Here is a 16,889-nt window from a genome sequence, read left to right as displayed (position 1 = left end):
AGTCAGACAAAAAGGAAGTGTGATCCGACAATGTTGAAACAAGGTGAATTCTACCAGCGTGACCGCGAGTGGCACCCACCTGCGCTGACACCCGACTACAAGACCAGCGTGACCCGTTCACCGCAATATTCGCTGATCTCGCTGCAAAACTCGATCAGTGAGGTCACCGGCCCGGTTTTTGGCCACAACGATGTTGATCCTCTGGATAACGACCTGATCTCGAACTATGCGCAGCCCGGTGAAAGCCCGATTGGCGAGCGTATCATTCTGCACGGCAGGGTGCTGGATGAAAACGGACGTCCAGTGCCAAACACGTTGGTGGAAATCTGGCAGGCGAATGCGGGTGGGCGCTATCGTCACAAGAAGGATACCCATCTGGCACCGATCGATCCCAATTTCGGTGGTTGCGGCCGCACCCTGACAGATGAAAACGGTTATTATTTCTTCCGCACCGTAAAACCCGGTGCCTACCCCTGGCGCAATTGGGTGAACAGCTGGCGTCCCGCCCATATCCACATGTCGATATTCGGAACAGGTTTTGCACAGCGCCTGATCACACAATGCTATTTCGAAGGTGACCCGCTGATCGACAGGTGCCCGATCGTGAAAACTATTCCTGATGCCGATGCGATCAGCCGCCTGATTTCGCGGCTCGATATGAATTCAACGATCCCACTGGATACCATCGCCTATAGATTTGACGTGGTCTTGCGCGGTCGGCGCTCGACCCTGTTTGAAAACCGTTTGGAGGGGAACTGAAGATGCAACAGCTGAATTATCTGAAGGAAACCCCCTCGCAAACAGCCGGGCCTTACGTCCATATCGGTCTGGCACCCGGGGCTGCCGGATTTGAAATCTACAGGCAGGAATTGGGCTGGGACATAGCCGGACCAAATGCCGAGGGTGAGCGTATCAGGGTCGAAGGACTGGTCGTGGACGGGGCAGGATCTCCCATCAAGGATGTTCTGCTTGAGGCTTGGCAAGCAAATGCCAAGGGCGTTTATGCCCATCCTGAGGGCGGCGGCGATGTCGAAGACGGCTTTCGCGGCTGGGGACGCGTCATTACCAATTTTGAAACCGGCGAATGGGCGTTCGACACTGTCAAACCCGGTCCGACACCGGGACGAAACGTGGGCCAGCAAGCGCCTCATATAAACCTCTGGGTCGTTGCCCGGGGCATCAATGTCGGCCTGAATACGCGTATCTATTTCGAGGACGAGGAAGAGGCCAATAGCAAGGACCCGGTCCTTAATCTCATTGAATGGGAACGCCGCCGCGCAACGCTGCTGGCCAAACGCACCAATCGGGACGGTCAAGTTGTCTATCGCTTCGATATCAAGATACAAGGCGAAGATGAGACCGTCTTTTTTGATATCTGATTACTTGGTGCTGCCTTGCCAAGGCGGCACTTAATTCAGGAAGTCACCATGACCAAACCCTGCATCATTTGCGTGGCCATCACTGGTTCCCTGCCCACCAAAAAGAACAACCCCGCGGTGCCGATCTCGGTTGCGGAACAGGTCGAAAGCACGCAAGAGGCGTTCGAGGCCGGGGCCAGCATTGTCCACGCCCATGTTCGCAACGATGATCAGACACCCAGCAGCGACCCCGAGAAATTCGCCCTCCTCAAAGAGGGTTTGCAAAAACACTGCCCCGGAATGATTATCCAGTTCTCTACCGGTGGGCGGTCAGGCGCCGGTCAGGCAAGGGGCGGAATGCTGCCCCTGTCACCTGACATGGCTTCGCTGTCTGTTGGGTCGAACAACTTTCCCACCCGGGTTTATGAAAATCCACCCGACCTGGTGGACTGGCTATCAGCCGAGATGCAAAAATACAAAGTTACACCCGAGATCGAGGCGTTTGACCTGTCCCACATCCTGCAAGCGATCAGATTGCACAAGGAAGGCAAGCTGTATGGCAAGCTGTATGTTCAATTTGTCATGGGTGTCAAAAACGCGATGCCGGTCGACAGGGCCGTGTTCGACTTCTACGTAAAATCCATGCAGGATCGCGCACCGGATGCCGAATGGTGTGCCGCCGGGATCGGTCCAAACCAGATTGTGGTAAATGAATGGGCCATTGCTGCGGGCGGACACACGCGGACAGGTTTGGAAGACAATGTCCGGCTGGATCGGAATACACTAGCGCCTTCGAACGCTGCGCTGGTCAATCGCGTGACCGAGCTATGCGCAAAGCACGAACGTCCGGTCGCCACCTGGCAACAGGCCCGCGAGATTTTGGCTCTTTGAGCGCAGGGAGGAATGATGCCATGACGATTGATATCCGCTCGCTTCATTTCAAAGGCCACACATAAGATGGAACAGCTTTCCACTCATCCCTGGCTCAGCGGGCTGTTTGAGGACCCACAGACCTCAGAGTTGCTGGGTGCAGAGGCTCAGCTGAGACACATGCTGTCCGTCGAGGCCGCATATTCAGAGGCTTTGGCGGCGGTCGGCACCGTACCACCAGAGGTGGCGGAAACCGCGGCAAACCTTATCCGACAACACCGTCCCGACATGCAGGCGCTGCGCGACGGGACGGCATTGGATGGCGTTGTGGTGCCCGCGCTGGTGCGGTCGCTCAAAGCGGCATTGCCTGAACATTGCCACGTCGCGCTGCATAAGGGGATGACGTCGCAGGATGTTGTCGACACCGCTCTGGTTTTGTCAATCAAGGACATTCTGGAGGTGTTTTCGGCCCGTCTTTCTGACCTGATGGATGCGCTTGTGGCGTTGGAACAGGCATATGGCGAACACGTGATGATGGGGCGAACCCGAATGCAGGCGGCATTGCAGATTTCTGTTGCCACGCGCCTGCGAAACTGGCGGTTGCCATTGGCCGATCACCAGAAACGCCTGACCGAATTGCAACCCAGATTGCTTGTGCTGCAACTTGGCGGCGCCGTTGGCGACCGCGCCGGGATGCACGGGTCCGGACAGGTAATCGCAGATCATGTGGCCCGTGGGCTTGGCCTGGCCAGCTGCGATGCAAACTGGCATACCCGCCGGGACAATCTTGCAGAGTTTGCCTCATGGCTTTCATTGATAACCGGATCGCTGGGAAAGATCGGTCAGGACGTGTCGCTCATGGCCCAGCAGGGGGTGGACGAGGTTTCGCTGGCAGGTGGCGGCGGATCTTCGGCGATGCCTCACAAGCGCAACCCGGTCCGCGCGGAACTGCTGGTCGCACTTGCTCGTTTCAACGCAACCCAACTTTCGGGCATGCATCAGGCGCTGGTGCACGAGCAGGAACGTTCCGGCGTTGCCTGGACGCTGGAATGGATGATCCTGCCCCAGATGATCCTGGCAACGGGGCAGGCTCTGATCAGCTGTGGTACGTTAGTGCAACAGATCGAACGGATAGGCATGGTGGAGTGACTGCACTGGCCTCTGAGCCCGACGTTATTCAGGCGCGACACTGACTTGGCGTCGCAGGTTGTGTCACTTGTTTCCCATCGTGTTTCCTCCGTTTTCCCAATCCCAACGACGGGCCACTTCAGTAGCGAAGGATCAGTGACGGTGCGGGCAACCTAAAGTCGCCGAAGAACCGAGAACAGGCGGCGTTCCTGATCAAGGTGATGGCCGAGGATCGCCCTGACGATCTGTCGCTGGCCTATTTCACGGCCAAGGAAGTCAGCCTACGTTGGACGGAACATATCGGAATTTCGTTGACGCGGATATCAGGACAGCTGCCATTTTGGAGTGCCGGAGTATGTCAGATGTCGCCGACAATATTGATGCGGCCCACGCGTTATGCAAGCGACGCAATCCCGCCACTCCACACAGCTTTGTGGTAAATAATAGGAAAAAACGTCCGTTCCCAAAGGCCAATCACTCATCAAAAGCTTGAAACTGATCTGCGGCGATTACTGTCTTTGCCCGACCTATGACGCCTTCAAATTTTGGCGCAGGCTTCCGCTCGGTTATCAGGAAGTCACTTGCCGAAAGAGCCGGAAGACGCAAGGCTGGTTTGGGTTCGGATGCCTGGAACTTGGTCGAGTCAACTGCCATGAAACATCGTTCACTGATCGCCTTCATTGCGACCGCAATATCGACTTCGCATTGTTCGAACACCAAAAAACCCTGTTTCGGATCCACACGTGACGCCGACAGGATTGAGTACTCCACCGACATATTTGCAATAACGTCAAAGGCCGCGCGGTCGAACGCTGCCCCGTCATGATTTCGAAGCTGTGTGCCCGCCATAAAGACCCGGTTGCCGTTCCCCATGGCCAAAGTTGTTGCGATGAACGCTGAATTCGTCACCACGGTAAGATCTCTGCGCGCCTTGAGGGCTTGGGCCACAAAACCCGACGTAGATCCCGTATCGATAGCAATGGACGCGTTATCTGGTACAAGGTTCAATATTGACTTGGCAATGGCGACTTTCGCTGCGCGGTTGGTTGTCATACGCGCGATGAAAGGGGGATCCAGAACCTTTTGGGTGCTGATCAACGCGCCGTGAACCTTGTCGATTTGCCCCGCATCCACCAACGGCTTTACAATTCGACGGATTGTCTGATCGGAAACGTTAAGCCTCTGCGCCAGGTCCATGACCGAGATTCGGCCATGCATGTTAACCGCGCTCAGGATGTCCTTTTCGTATTTTGACATTCAGTCACTCGGATGTTGGACTTTAACAGGATAAATTGTAGTTACCCCCTTAAATCAACAGATTTCAACACTATTGTTTAATTTTTGTTGATTTATATTGGCCGATACGGTGATCTGGCACCCAATTTGTCGACAGGGGCGAGGCCATGACAACCCATTCTGCAAAACACCTTATTATTGGCGGCGGCATCATCGGATGCTCAATCGCTTATCATCTGGCCCAGGCAGGTGAGACGGATGTCGTCCTTCTGGAAAAGGCATCTCTGACAGAGGGGGCAACATGGCACGCTGCCGGGCTGGTTGGGCAATTGCGATCTTCCCGCAATACAACCCGGATGCTGAAACGTTCGGTCGCGCTCTATGACCGGCTGGCCGACGAGACTGGTATGGAATTCGACTGGAAGAAAGTCGGCAGCTTGCGGCTGGCGGCAACCAAGGAACGGTTGCTGGAGGCAAAACGCTTGGCAACGATGGCACGCAGTTTTGACCTGGAGATGGAAATCATCTCACCAGCCGAAGCGAAAGCCCTGTTTCCCTATATCGATGCCGACGGGTTAGAGGGGGCCGCCTTTATTCCGTCGGACGGCCACGTTGACCCCGCTGGCCTGTGTCTGGCGATTGCAGCCGGTGCGCGTAACCACGGCGCACAGATCAGGCAGGGGGTGAAGGTTGAGGATTTCGAAATCCGCAATGGTCGCATAACCAAAGTGATGACAACCAACGGCGACTATGAGGCGGAAACCGTTGTGCTGGCCTCGGGCATGTGGAGCCGTGAACTGGCGGCAAAACTGGGCGTCGTGGTGCCAGCCTGCGCTGTCGAGCACCAATATGTCGTAACAGAACCGTTACCAGAGCCGGAATTGGTCAAGGGCCTGCCCACACTGCGCGACCCCGAGCGTCTGGTCTATTACAAGCCCGATGCTGGCGGGCGTCTGGTCATCGGAGGTTACGAAGACGACACATTACCATTTGGAAAACGGGGCATTCCCGGAGAGTTTGTGCGCCAGTTGCTGCCTGACAATCTTGACCGTTTCGCGCCGCTGGCTGAACTTGCCGGTGTCGTCACCCCTGTCGTGAACCAGGTCGGAATCCGGCAAATCATCAATGGACCGATCCCCTATTCCGCCGATGGTGATTTTGTCATGGGCTGGGCCCCTGAGATCAAGAACTTGATGCTTTCGACCGGGTTCCTCTACGGCATTGCGGCTGGCGGGGGCGCGGGGGAAATGATCGCGGAATGGATTCTGAACGGGCGCCCAAGCCTGGATCTTTGGCCATTGGACGTGCGGCGGTTTAGCCCACATCATGCGACCAAGGCCTTTATGTATCCCCGAGCCGTCGAACATTATGCACATCACTACAAGATGCGCTATCCGGGCCAGGAGGCCGAGACCGCACGTAATTTGCGCTTGTCTCCACTATATAACCGATTGAAAGAACACGGGGCGGTTTATGGATCGAAGAACGGGTGGGAACGGCCTTTGTGGTTTGCCCCAGCTGGGGTCGCCCCAGTGGATCAACTCGATTTCCTCAATCCCGGTTGGCATGTCTTCGCGGCCGAAGAACACCGCGCTGCCCGCGAAAGTGTCGTTCTGATCGACCAGTCGAGCTTTTCCAAGTTCGAGCTGATCGGCTCTGGCGCGTTGGATGTGTTGCAACACCTGGCGGTCTCAAACATGGACAAGCCGGATGGCAGCGTAATCTATACCCAACTTTGTAACGACAAAGGCGGCGTCGAGGCGGATGTCACCATCACCCGCCTGGGGCGCGACCATTTCTATATCGTGACCGGCGCTGGATTCGGGGTTCACGATTCCGACTGGATCCGACGTCATCTGCCGGAAGACGGATCAGCACATTTAATCGAGGTTACCTCTTCCCGGGCCGTGATCAACATCTGCGGACCAAAAGCGCGCGACGTCCTGCAGGCGGTAACCGAAGAGGATATCTCAAACGCTGCGTTTCCCTTTGCAACAGCGCGCGACATTACAGTCGGAGCAGCAAGAGTGCGTGCAGTGCGCATAGGCTATACCGGCGAGTTGGGCTGGGAACTGCACATCCCAACCGAATTTGCACTTCATGTCTATGATCAGCTTTGGAAGGCCGGGCACGCCCATGGCATCCGCGATATCGGCTACCGGGCCATTGACTCGCTGCGCCTGGAAAAGGGGTATCTTTACTGGAGCACCGACATCACCCCGGACTATACACCTGTAGAAGCGGGCCTGGGCTCTCGCGTCCACCTGAAATCGAAGGAAAGTTTCCTAGGGCGCGATGTGCTGGAGGACCAGAAATCCAATGGCACGGCACAGATACTCTGTACCTTCGTGACCGAAGAAAAACTGCCGATGACCGGGGGAGAAACCATCCTGCACAATGGCGTAACCGTTTCGCGCGCCAGCAGCGGTGGTTATGGGTACCACGTCGGGAAAACGATCATCTACGGCTATCTTCCGGTGGCGATGACGGACCAGACGGAATTCGAACTCGAACTGTTCGGTGACCGCAAACAAATCTGCCGGGTGGACGGGCCTCTGTTCGACCCGGCCAATGAACGGCTAAAAGCCTGAGGGGGAGGGCAGAAAATGACTGACGGAAACACTGACCGTGTCCTGAGTGAACTTCGCAACCTGAAAGGCTTTGAAGACACCTCAGCACAAAACAGCGAAATCAAGCGGCTGGGTGGGTTGACCAACCTGGTCTACAGAGTGGAAACCTGCGGACACACCATGATCGTTCGCATCCCCGGAGACGGCACCGCGGATTATATCGATCGTGGCGTTGAGATTCACAATGCCAGGGTCGCAGCCGAAGCTGGTATCGGTCCCGCTGTGCTTTGGGCGGATGCAGACACCGGTGTGATGATCAGTGACTGCATCGACGATATCGTCACCATGACACCCGAGCTTTTCGCAACGCGCACCGGAGCGGCTGCGCGTGCCGGGCATGCCCTGCGGCAACTACACGAGTCACCCCGCCCTTTCGAATTCCGGTTCGAACTTTTTTCGATGATCGATGAATATCTTAAAGTCCTGGCAACAAAGGATATTTCCCTGCCCGAAGGCTATACTGAAATCGTCGCCGAAGCGGCGCCGATCAAACAGCTGCTGCAAGACAAGCCGGGCGCGCTGGTTCCCAGCCATTGCGATCCGCTTTGCGAGAACTTTCTCGACAACGGTGACCGTATGTGGATCGTGGATTTCGAATATTCCGGGATGAATGATGCTCTTTGGGACCTCGGCGATTTATCAGTCGAAGCCGGGCTGACCGAGAAGCAGGAAATCGAGATGCTGACGTCCTATTTTGGCGCGGCACCAACAGCGGCTCAATTCGGGCGAATGGTGATCTACAAGGCGATGTGCGATCTTCTGTGGACACTCTGGGGCTTGATCCAACATGCTGATGATAACCCGGCCGAAGATTTCTGGGCCTATGCTACGGGTCGGTTCGACAGGTGCAAGGCACTGATGTTCAATCCTGCTTTCGCAGCCCATGTTCAGGCAGTTGCGAACGAATAGTGCAGATGGATAAGTTGCGATCTCTTGATGAATGACTGGCATGTGGAAATGAAAAATGGTTCGGACAAATGGGATTCGAACAGGTTTCACGGTAGGCTCTTTGAGGGGCCGCAACGTCCCCAAAACGGCAGTTAAAATGCTGTGCTGTTCTACCTGAGGCACAGTTTCCTGTCGTGATCGAACAGATATCATAGCTGAATGCGGTCCGAGAGTTGATCTGGCGACCTCAACATACGGGTTGCGATTTTCCACCGTTGGTCTTTGCACGGGGCACATTTGAAGGAACGCTAAGTGCAGATTTCCTGGCGCTTGGGCCAAACGTATATCAACGCAACAGGTACGCGGGCGTTTCTACGCCCCTTCTTGAATGATGGCGTCAAAATCACTGATTTCCTTCTGTGCGCGCGGTGAAGTAAGTCGACTGCAACAAGGTCCCCTGTCAGATCTGAGTCTGTCATAGCGGCGGGCTGATTTGGCTAGGTTCCTCACACGTGTTCGCCAAGACAACGCCTCTCATTCAGAAACTTGTAGCGACACGAAGGACCGAACCAAATTTGCTTTTCAGGGTCAAAAACGCTTTTAGTAGAAACTTAGCCAATGATAACCGTACCGGTTATGAAGTTCGCCTAGGTAAGCGAATCGCTGTCCCCTTCGGACACTGGTACAGGATTTGCTGAAACAAGGCCTTTGAGAGCTGTCGAGCTCTACCACTAGAGAAGAAATGATGGATCAGAAAAATCACCCGTCTCAACTGGGGAAAGCAATTCGACGCCGCCGGAAAGCGCTTGGCAAAACACTTGTCGAAGTTGCGGATGAAGCTGATTTGACGACAGGGTTCATATCGCAGGTTGAACGCGGCATCAGTGCCCCGTCCCTGTCTTCGCTTATGGCAATTGCTGCATCTTTGAAGACCAGCATTGAACAGCTAGTCAGCGTTCCCGAGGAGTACACCGAATACGTTCGCAAAGATCGACGTCAAACCTATGCTTTGGGAGTCAACGGGCGGTTCTATGAAAAGTTGGGTCCGGGGTTTTCGGGCGCGCTTTTGTATCCTTGTATTGTACATCGCCCTGCGGGTCACATGTCCGAGAAGATGTGTCACGAAGGCGAGACCTTTTGTTATCTGATTTCGGGTCAGTTGGAATATCATCTGGGTGACGAAGTCCACATCATGTCGAGCGGTGACACGATACATCACGACGCGTCCAAGCCGCATTATTCGATCGTTCTAGGAGATACCGAAGCGGTTGAATTGTGGGTGGATACGACGCCGATCAAAAATACGTCCAAGTAATCGCACCGGCTGAAAAGCTCACCGAAAGTTCTCCGAATTCTATCGCGTGGTCGCACTTGAAAGTGCTGCCCCGAACGTCGTGGCGTGCCCTGAAATTCTCAATCAATGCTCCTGTGAGCGCAATATGCAATTTACGCATTACTAAAAGAAGTTTTAGTAGTAATGAAATTAATGTATAACACCTTCACGCGATGAAGAATCGCTTTGGGAGGAACTCATCAATGAAACGTAATTTGATGGCAGCGACTGCCGTCGTGGCCACTGCAATGGCCCTACCTTTGTTTGCACAAGAGCGTGGTGGCATTCTGAATTTCGCCAGATATGACGGATCAAACCTGATTGACCCTATTTATGCCGATCGAAACCCTGACATCTGGATGGTTGGCAGCCTTTTCGACACGCTTTTGCGCCCCAGTGAAGATGGGAATTCTGTCATCCCAGGACTGGCCGAAGAATACAGTATCTCCGACGATGGACAGTCTGTATCGCTTACCTTGCGCAGCGGCGTCTCGTTTTCGGATGGAACACCTTTGACCGGAGAAGACGTTGTCTTTTCGCTGGATCGCGCCCGCAATCCCGATCTGAGCCCATGGGCTGGGCTTCTCGGATCCATCGACAATGTAAGCGCGGAAGGAAACGTCATCTCGATCAGCCTGAAAGCGGCTGACCCGACAATCCTCTCTATGCTTGCCACTTTCACAACCGGCATTGTCTCTAAAGCCGTCTTTGAGGCGGCCGAAGGTTCCACAGACCAGGAAAAGTCCGCCGCAATCTTTGCAGCCAAAGGCCCCGGTGTCGGGTCCGGTCCCTTCTATCTGTGTGGATTTGAGCAGGGAACTTCCATGGAGTTCTGTGCCAACAAGAATTATTGGCGCAAAGGATCCGACGGCAGAGCGCTGCCCTATCTGGACGGCGTGCATTTCGAGATCATACCCGATGACGCAACCCGGATTCTGAAGCTTCAGGCCGGTGAGGTGGATGCCGCCGAGTTCATTCCCTTTTCACGTGTGCCGGAGCTTGAAGCAGACCAAGCGATCAACATGAACCTCTATCCGTCCACACGGATCATATATTCGCCGATCAACACGCGTGAAACCCGTGCTGACGGATCGCCTAACCCTTTGTCAGACGCTCGGGTACGGCAAGCACTCAACTATGCCACCAACAAAGAGGCACTGATCGGGCTTGTGCTGCAAGGCGCCGGCAAGCCAATGACGTCGCCTTTGATGGCGGCGGCGACCCAGCTTTCCGCAAATCTTGATCCGTTGTATGCCTACGACCTTGACAAGGCGAAAGCTCTGATCGCCGAGGCCGGCGTAGCGCCAGGAACCGAAATCACCTTTACGACTTTGGCTGGCTCTGCGGATGACAGCACAATATTTGCGGCTCTTCAGCAAATGTGGGCTCCGTTGGGGATAAACCTGTCAGTCGAACAGGTGGATGGACCGACACGTGGCGCCAAGAACCGCTCGGGTGAGTTTGACATCCACACCTATGGTTGGGTGAACGACGTAAACGACCCCAGCCAGGTCGTGGGCTGGTTGGGTCATACACCTACGGCCAATGCGGTCGGTACTGGTTGGGAAAATGCGGAATTTAACGCTCTGTTTGAAGCTTCGGCAACCGAAATCGACGCCGAAAAAAGAGCGGCCCAGTATGCTGAAATGCAGGAAATATATGCAGATGCTGCTCCCTTGCTTTTCATGTATGAGACGCCTTTTGCGGTGGCCGTTTCGACCAGCGTGGACGGTTACGTTCAGACACCACTGGGAAATAACGTCTTCGATCAGGCGACCGTCAGCCGCTGATCGCTTATATGCCGCCGGCAGTACCTGCCGGCGGTTCTTTTGACGGAGGCCTTGATGGCAACCCTTCAATACACGTTCAAACGCTTGCTGTTGATGATCCCGACATTCATCCTCGTGATGATCATTATCTTTGTTCTGGTTCGTCTCTTGCCGGGGGACCCGGCCATCGCCATCGCAGGAGATCGGGCATCGGATGCGGATCTTGCTGCTATCCGCGAACGGTTGGGACTGAACGAGCCGCTTTTGGTACAGTTCTGGCTGTTTCTGACAAATACGCTGCAAGGCGATTTGGGCCGGTCAATCCTGATGCGCGCACCGGTAACTGAAGTCATCATCAACCGACTTCCGACCACGGCTTTTCTGACGATCTATGCTGTCCTCATGTCTTTGTTGATTGCAGGACCACTGGCGTTTGTTGCAGCTCTGAACCGCGGACGGTGGCCCGACGCAGTGATCCGCACGGTTTTCCAGGTGGGGTTGTCGATGCCTGTGTTTTACATCGGTCTGATTCTGCTAACCTTTCTTGCCGCACAGCTCAGGTGGTTTCCAGTCGGCGGCTACGGCGACACCTTTGGCGACAGGCTATATCATCTGTTCCTGCCTGCCGTAGCGGTGGCGTTATATACGTCGGCGATCATCATGCGAAATCTGCGTGCTGCAATCATCGAGGTTCTGGATGCTGAATACGTTCAGTTTGCCCGAGCCAAGGGTTTGCCTGACAGGCTGATTTTGGGACGCCATGTGCTGCGTAACGCGCTGATTTCGACCGTTACACTTTTGGGTCTGTCCATCGGCAACCTCATGAGCGGAACACTGGTTACCGAAACAGTTTTTGCCGTGCCTGGTGTCGGACGCTTGATGCTTGAGGCGATTTTCGCGCGCGACTACCCGCTTATCCAGGGATTGACGTTGACCTTTGCCGTTCTGGTCTCGGTCGTATTCCTGCTTACGGACCTGTTTCAAAGCTCGTTGGACCCGAGGATGCGATTGACATGACCAACACTGCCACTTCTCCTGTTGGGGCGGGTGAGCCGCCAAGGACGCGCATGCCAGCGGCGCTACGAAAACCGGGTTTCATAATAGGCCTTTGCATCATTGGAATGTCGACTTTGCTTGCGATCATGCCAAATGCTTTCGCCCCCTATGATCCCAATTTCATTGATTATAACGCGGTTCGCCAGCCACCAAGCTGGGCCCATCCCTTCGGCACCGACCTGCTGGGGCGCGACAGTCTGAGCCGCGTTATTTCAGCCTATTCGGTAAACATGCAGATGGCTGTCCTTGCCACAGTCTTTGCCCTGATCATTGGCGTCGTGATTGGCGCGCTTGTCGGCTACTACCGCGGAATTGCCGATATGATCTTCGGGCGTGTTGTAGACGCGATCATCACGTTCCCATTTCTGGTTCTTGTTATCGCGGTCGTCGCCGTGCTTGGGCCGGGTTTGGTCAATATGTACATTGCGATAACGGTTGTTGGTTGGGTCTACTATGCCCGGTTAATGCGGGCCGAGGTCATCGCGCAGATGGGAAACGACTATGCTGCTGCTGGCATCGTCATGGGATACTCTGACAGGCGCATTATCTTTCGCCACCTTCTGCCGAACGCGATCACGCCGGTTATCGTTTACTGGATGACGGACATGGCACTGGCAATTCTGCTGGGTTCGTCGCTGGGTTATCTGGGTCTTGGCGCACAGCCACCGCAGGCGGAATGGGGTGTCCTGATCGCGGAAGGACGCAATTTTATCACAACGGCCTGGTGGTTGAGCCTGATGCCCGGCATCGCGATCGTTATCACAGGTCTTGGATTTTCCCTTGTTGGCGATGGGTTAGCAGACCTGCTCAGGCCACGTGGGTAAGGAGTTGACAATGACAGGCAATCAGCAACCTATCCTCGAAGTCAAAAACCTGAGTACAACCTTCTGGAAGGAAGGGACCCCTCTGCCAGCTGTGCGAGACGTAAGTTTTTCCGTTCGACGTGGCGAAGTGCTGGGATTGGTCGGTGAAAGCGGTTCTGGCAAGAGTGTCACTTTGCGTTCGGTTCTGGGACTGTCGCGGCGCTATGGTGAAGTCACAGGAGTCGTGAATTGGCAGGGGCAAAACCTTGTTTCGCTTTCCGAACGAAAACTGAGGCGCATTCGCGGTGGCGAAATTGCGATGATCTTTCAAGAGCCGATGACATCGCTTAACCCGTTGTTGACGGTTGGCATGCAGCTGACCGAGACGTTGAAAGCGCATACCGACCTCAGTCGCGCAGCGCGCCGTGATCGGGCGGTTGAGATGCTGGATCATGTAGGGATTCCATCTGCTGCGTCACGTTTGGACGAATACCCACATCAGTTTTCTGGTGGTATGCGGCAGCGCGTTATGATCGCGATTGCTCTGGCAGCAAATCCGAAACTGTTGCTTGCCGATGAACCAACCACCGCATTGGACGTAACAATTCAGGCACAGATTCTTGATCTGATCCTGTCCTTGGCCGATGAGCTTCAAATGGGCGTGGTTCTTGTCACGCATGATTTAGGTGTGGTCGCTCAGACCTGTGAATCCTTGGCGGTCATGTATGCCGGGCGGGTGGTTGAACAGGGGGCTGTGCGTCAGGTTTTGAATGCACCACGCCACCCTTATACCGTAGGGCTGATGCGGTCTGTCCCTCAGAATGTGCCGCCGCGTACACCACTCTATTCGGTGCCGGGCACGCCTCCGAGTCTTGAGAAGTTGCCGGTCGGATGCGCCTTTGCCCCAAGGTGTCAGAGCACCATCGACGCGTGCCTGAACGCGCGTCCGCCTTTGTCGGCGATATCCGAAGGCCGTCATGTGGCGTGCTTCAATCATGTGCCCGCAGCTCAGGGAGACGTCGCATGACAGATACGGTCATGGAGATAAATGATGTGGGTCTTCAATTTCATTTGTCACGGTCGGTTCTTGACCTGATCAGCCAGCGACCCGGGCGGGTTGTCAACGCGCTGAACGGTGTTAGCCTCGAGCTCAAGCGAGGAGAAACACTGGGAGTTGTCGGTGAGTCCGGCTGCGGTAAGTCCACACTTGCACGTTGCATAGTTAGGCTCCACCAGCCTCAGACCGGCAGTATCCGTTTCACTGGAAAAGATATCTTTGACCCGAAATATCGTAACGAGCGCGATTATAATCGTCGCGTTCAGATGATGTTTCAGGATCCTTATTCGTCCCTGAACCCCCGCATGACGACTGGTCAGATTCTGTCCGAGGCTCTTAGTGTTCACAAGATGCGCCCCGAGAGTGAAATCCCCTCGCGTGTTATGGAACTGTTGGATCTGGTATGCCTGCCACAGGACGCCGCAAACAAATTACCGCACGAGTTTTCGGGGGGCCAGAGGCAACGAATTGCGATCGCTCGCGCACTGGCAGTCGAGCCGGAAGTTTTGATTGCCGACGAACTGGTTTCCGCGCTGGACGTTTCAGTACAGGCACAAGTGGTCAATCTTCTGCTTGAATTGCAGGACAAACTGAACCTCACAATTCTGTTCGTCGCACACGACTTGCGACTTGTACGTCACGTCTCGAACCGGGTGGCTGTGATTTATCTGGGCCGGATTGTGGAGATCGGCGACAGTGAAACCTTGTTCTCCGATCCCTCACATCCTTACTCCCAAGCTCTGCTCAGCGCCGCGCCTTCGCTTGATCCGGATGACAAGGGAAACGTCATTCGACTGGAAGGTGAATTGCCATCACCTATGAACGTACCGCCCGGATGCCCGTTCCACGTGCGCTGCCGCTTTGCCACAAGCCTGTGTCAGCGCGACGTTCCCGCACTCAGACAATTTGGGGGTTTTGGAGAAGTCGCCTGCCACCACGCGGAAGAGATCAAAGCAAATGCTGGATAGGTTTCACTTATGTCCGAGCGAGAGAATTTCGCTGTTCCGTGACCAACTGATTGTGCAGGACCTGGATGCCTTTGTACTACCGCGATTTGATGCTCATCAAGGTGAATACGTCGCACCGCATGACGAACGTCTGGCGTATCTGACCGGGTTCACCGGATCTGCCGGACTTGCTTTTGTAACACCCGAGATCGTCGCTCTTTTTGTCGATGGTCGATACAGCTTGCAGGCTGCGCAAGAGTGCAAAGGCGCGTTGTTCTCTCATCACCACCTTCATGGCGAGACGCCCGAAAAGTGGCTGAGAAAAGAAATGCGTATTGGTTGGCGGCTCGGATTTGACCCGATGCACATACCCCCGTCGTGGTTTGACCGGTTTGACGCAGCTTGCAAGGAAGTAGGCGCAACGATGGTGCCGCAACAAGTCAATCCAGTCGACGCGGTTTGGACAGATCAACCAGCACCACCCTGCGGTCGTGTGACAGTTTTACCGTCGCAAATTGCCGGGAAAAACTGTGCTGAAAAATGCACTAGTCTGGCAAACTATCTGGTTGAGCGACAGGCCGACTTTGTCGTCGAAACACAACCTGACAATATCGCCTGGTTACTGAACATCCGCGGGGCGGATGTTAACTATAATCCGGTAGTTAATTCCTTTCTTCTCGCACATCGCGATGGGGCGCTGGTTTGGTTTGTCGATCCGAAAAAGCTGGATGATTTCGTAGAGGGGGCACTGCCTTCTAATCTTCAGATAGTTCCTCAGGCTGAGTTTTTACCCACGCTCAAGGCCAGCTTTCAGCCAGGTAAGTTTGTTTTGGCTGATCCGGATTTCTCACCTGTCGCGGTAAGGCAAACCATTGAAGAAGCCGGCGCGAAGCTTGGTTCTGAACGCAGTGTGATTACCCTGACTAAGGCATTGAAAAACACGATAGAACTGGAGGGTCTTCGAACCTGCCATTTCATCGACGGAATTGCGTGGGCAGAATTTGGGGCCTGGCTTGCAAACACCGTTCCCGTTCGCGCCGAAAGTAGTGACCCCCTGACCGAGCGTGAAGCAGAGCAAAAACTGAGGGCGCTGCGTTGCGCACAACAAGGTTTCCTTGATGACAGTTTTCACGCGATCTCAGCAGCAGGCGTGAACGCGGCGATGTGCCACTATAGCGCAACCGCGGATCGGAATGATCCTATCCGACCGGATCAAACCTATCTTATGGACAGCGGCGGACAATACGAGACTGGCACAACCGACACCACCCGGTGCTACGCTTTTGGATCACGACCGGAAGGGTATGATGAGGCATACACGGCAGTCTTCAAGGCCTTCTATGCCTTGGCCACCTTACGGTTCCCACCTGGTACCCAAGGACACCATATCGACGGGATCTGTCGTCGCCCGTTGTGGGACCTCGGGCTGGACTATGACCATGGGACCGGTCACGGCATCGGCCATCGACTGTCAGTGCACGAACACCCGCAGAGAATAGGAAAACCCTATAACCCGATTGATCTGGAACCGGGCATGGTCATGTCGATTGAACCGGGGTTTTACAAAGCCGCCAGCTTCGGCATCCGCATAGAAAATGTCTTTGAGGTCGTCACAGAAGACAACGGTTTCCTCGCCTTCCGCAATATGACTTTTGTGCCAATTCAGACTGACATGCTGATTGTTGAAAACCTGACTCAGGCCGAACGGCACTGGTTAAATCAATATCATCGTCAAATCAGACAGATGCTTTCACCGCGATTGAGTGAGCCTGCAAAGGGGTGGCTGACAAAAGTGACGACTGCAATCTGAAACA

General features: G+C 54.8%; 14 protein-coding genes. 13 read left to right on the top strand and 1 reads right to left on the bottom strand.

Annotated features, from left to right (window positions below; all coding sequences use genetic code 11):
• Window positions 1–30 precede the first annotated feature (30 nt).
• From pcaH to ACR0AD_RS18000, 4 genes are all read left to right on the top strand, one after another.
• Window positions 31–759 carry a protocatechuate 3,4-dioxygenase subunit beta gene (pcaH, locus tag ACR0AD_RS18015; protein WP_480488801.1) on the top strand — a complete coding sequence of 243 codons (729 nt, stop codon included), beginning with the start codon at window positions 31–33 and terminating at the stop codon, window positions 757–759.
• Between the two features lie 2 nt (window positions 760–761).
• Entirely contained in the window at window positions 762–1,379 is a 618-nt protein-coding gene (gene pcaG / locus ACR0AD_RS18010) for a protocatechuate 3,4-dioxygenase subunit alpha (RefSeq protein ID WP_480488799.1), read from the top strand.
• A gap of 48 nt (window positions 1,380–1,427) precedes the next feature.
• Entirely contained in the window at window positions 1,428–2,249 is an 822-nt protein-coding gene (locus tag ACR0AD_RS18005) for a 3-oxoadipate:acetyl-CoA acetyltransferase (protein ID WP_480488797.1), read from the top strand.
• 66 nt (window positions 2,250–2,315) lie between these two features.
• Window positions 2,316–3,377, top strand: coding sequence for a 3-carboxy-cis,cis-muconate cycloisomerase (locus ACR0AD_RS18000; protein WP_480488795.1), 1,062 nt, complete (start codon window positions 2,316–2,318; stop codon window positions 3,375–3,377).
• A gap of 453 nt (window positions 3,378–3,830) precedes the next feature.
• Here ACR0AD_RS18000 and ACR0AD_RS17995 read toward each other — a convergent pair whose 3' ends face one another.
• On the bottom strand, window positions 3,831–4,613 hold the full coding sequence (locus ACR0AD_RS17995; RefSeq protein ID WP_480488793.1) for a DeoR/GlpR family DNA-binding transcription regulator: 783 nt from the start codon (window positions 4,611–4,613) through the stop codon (window positions 3,831–3,833).
• A gap of 146 nt (window positions 4,614–4,759) precedes the next feature.
• On the opposite strand from ACR0AD_RS17995, the gene ACR0AD_RS17990 reads away from it, so the two are divergent.
• The 9 genes from ACR0AD_RS17990 (at window position 4,760) to ACR0AD_RS17950 (ending at window position 16,885) form a co-directional block, all read left to right on the top strand.
• Complete coding sequence (locus ACR0AD_RS17990) at window positions 4,760–7,183, top strand: GcvT family protein (RefSeq protein WP_480488791.1); 2,424 nt, start codon at window positions 4,760–4,762, stop codon at window positions 7,181–7,183.
• Between the two features lie 15 nt (window positions 7,184–7,198).
• The gene (locus tag ACR0AD_RS17985; RefSeq protein WP_480488789.1) at window positions 7,199–8,131 is read left to right on the top strand and encodes a phosphotransferase; all 933 of its coding nucleotides are present in this window, start codon (window positions 7,199–7,201) and stop codon (window positions 8,129–8,131) included.
• 721 nt (window positions 8,132–8,852) lie between these two features.
• Window positions 8,853–9,425, top strand: a complete 573-nt coding sequence (locus tag ACR0AD_RS17980) for a helix-turn-helix domain-containing protein (RefSeq protein ID WP_480484623.1) — start codon at window positions 8,853–8,855, stop codon at window positions 9,423–9,425.
• A 221-nt stretch (window positions 9,426–9,646) separates the two neighbouring features.
• On the top strand, window positions 9,647–11,233 hold the full coding sequence (locus tag ACR0AD_RS17975) for an ABC transporter substrate-binding protein (protein ID WP_480488787.1): 1,587 nt from the start codon (window positions 9,647–9,649) through the stop codon (window positions 11,231–11,233).
• Window positions 11,234–11,287: 54 nt separating this feature from the next.
• Window positions 11,288–12,229 carry an ABC transporter permease gene (locus ACR0AD_RS17970; RefSeq protein ID WP_480484621.1) on the top strand — a complete coding sequence of 314 codons (942 nt, stop codon included), beginning with the start codon at window positions 11,288–11,290 and terminating at the stop codon, window positions 12,227–12,229.
• A 104-nt stretch (window positions 12,230–12,333) separates the two neighbouring features.
• Entirely contained in the window at window positions 12,334–13,092 is a 759-nt protein-coding gene (locus tag ACR0AD_RS17965) for an ABC transporter permease (RefSeq protein ID WP_480488785.1), read from the top strand.
• A gap of 10 nt (window positions 13,093–13,102) precedes the next feature.
• Window positions 13,103–14,098 carry an ABC transporter ATP-binding protein gene (locus tag ACR0AD_RS17960; protein ID WP_480484619.1) on the top strand — a complete coding sequence of 332 codons (996 nt, stop codon included), beginning with the start codon at window positions 13,103–13,105 and terminating at the stop codon, window positions 14,096–14,098.
• The gene (locus ACR0AD_RS17955) at window positions 14,095–15,096 is read left to right on the top strand and encodes an ABC transporter ATP-binding protein (RefSeq protein ID WP_480484618.1); all 1,002 of its coding nucleotides are present in this window, start codon (window positions 14,095–14,097) and stop codon (window positions 15,094–15,096) included. Before ACR0AD_RS17960 ends, ACR0AD_RS17955 begins: the two co-directional genes overlap by 4 nt.
• Window positions 15,086–16,885, top strand: a complete 1,800-nt coding sequence (locus tag ACR0AD_RS17950; protein WP_480488783.1) for an aminopeptidase P family protein — start codon at window positions 15,086–15,088, stop codon at window positions 16,883–16,885. The genes ACR0AD_RS17955 and ACR0AD_RS17950 overlap by 11 nt, the downstream gene beginning before the upstream one ends.
• The last annotated feature ends 4 nt before the right edge of the window (window positions 16,886–16,889 follow it).

Source organism: Ruegeria sp. BH8 (genome assembly GCF_056538065.1).
The sequence above is the reverse complement of the archived record's forward strand: the minus strand, read 5'-3'. Positions and strand labels throughout refer to the sequence as shown.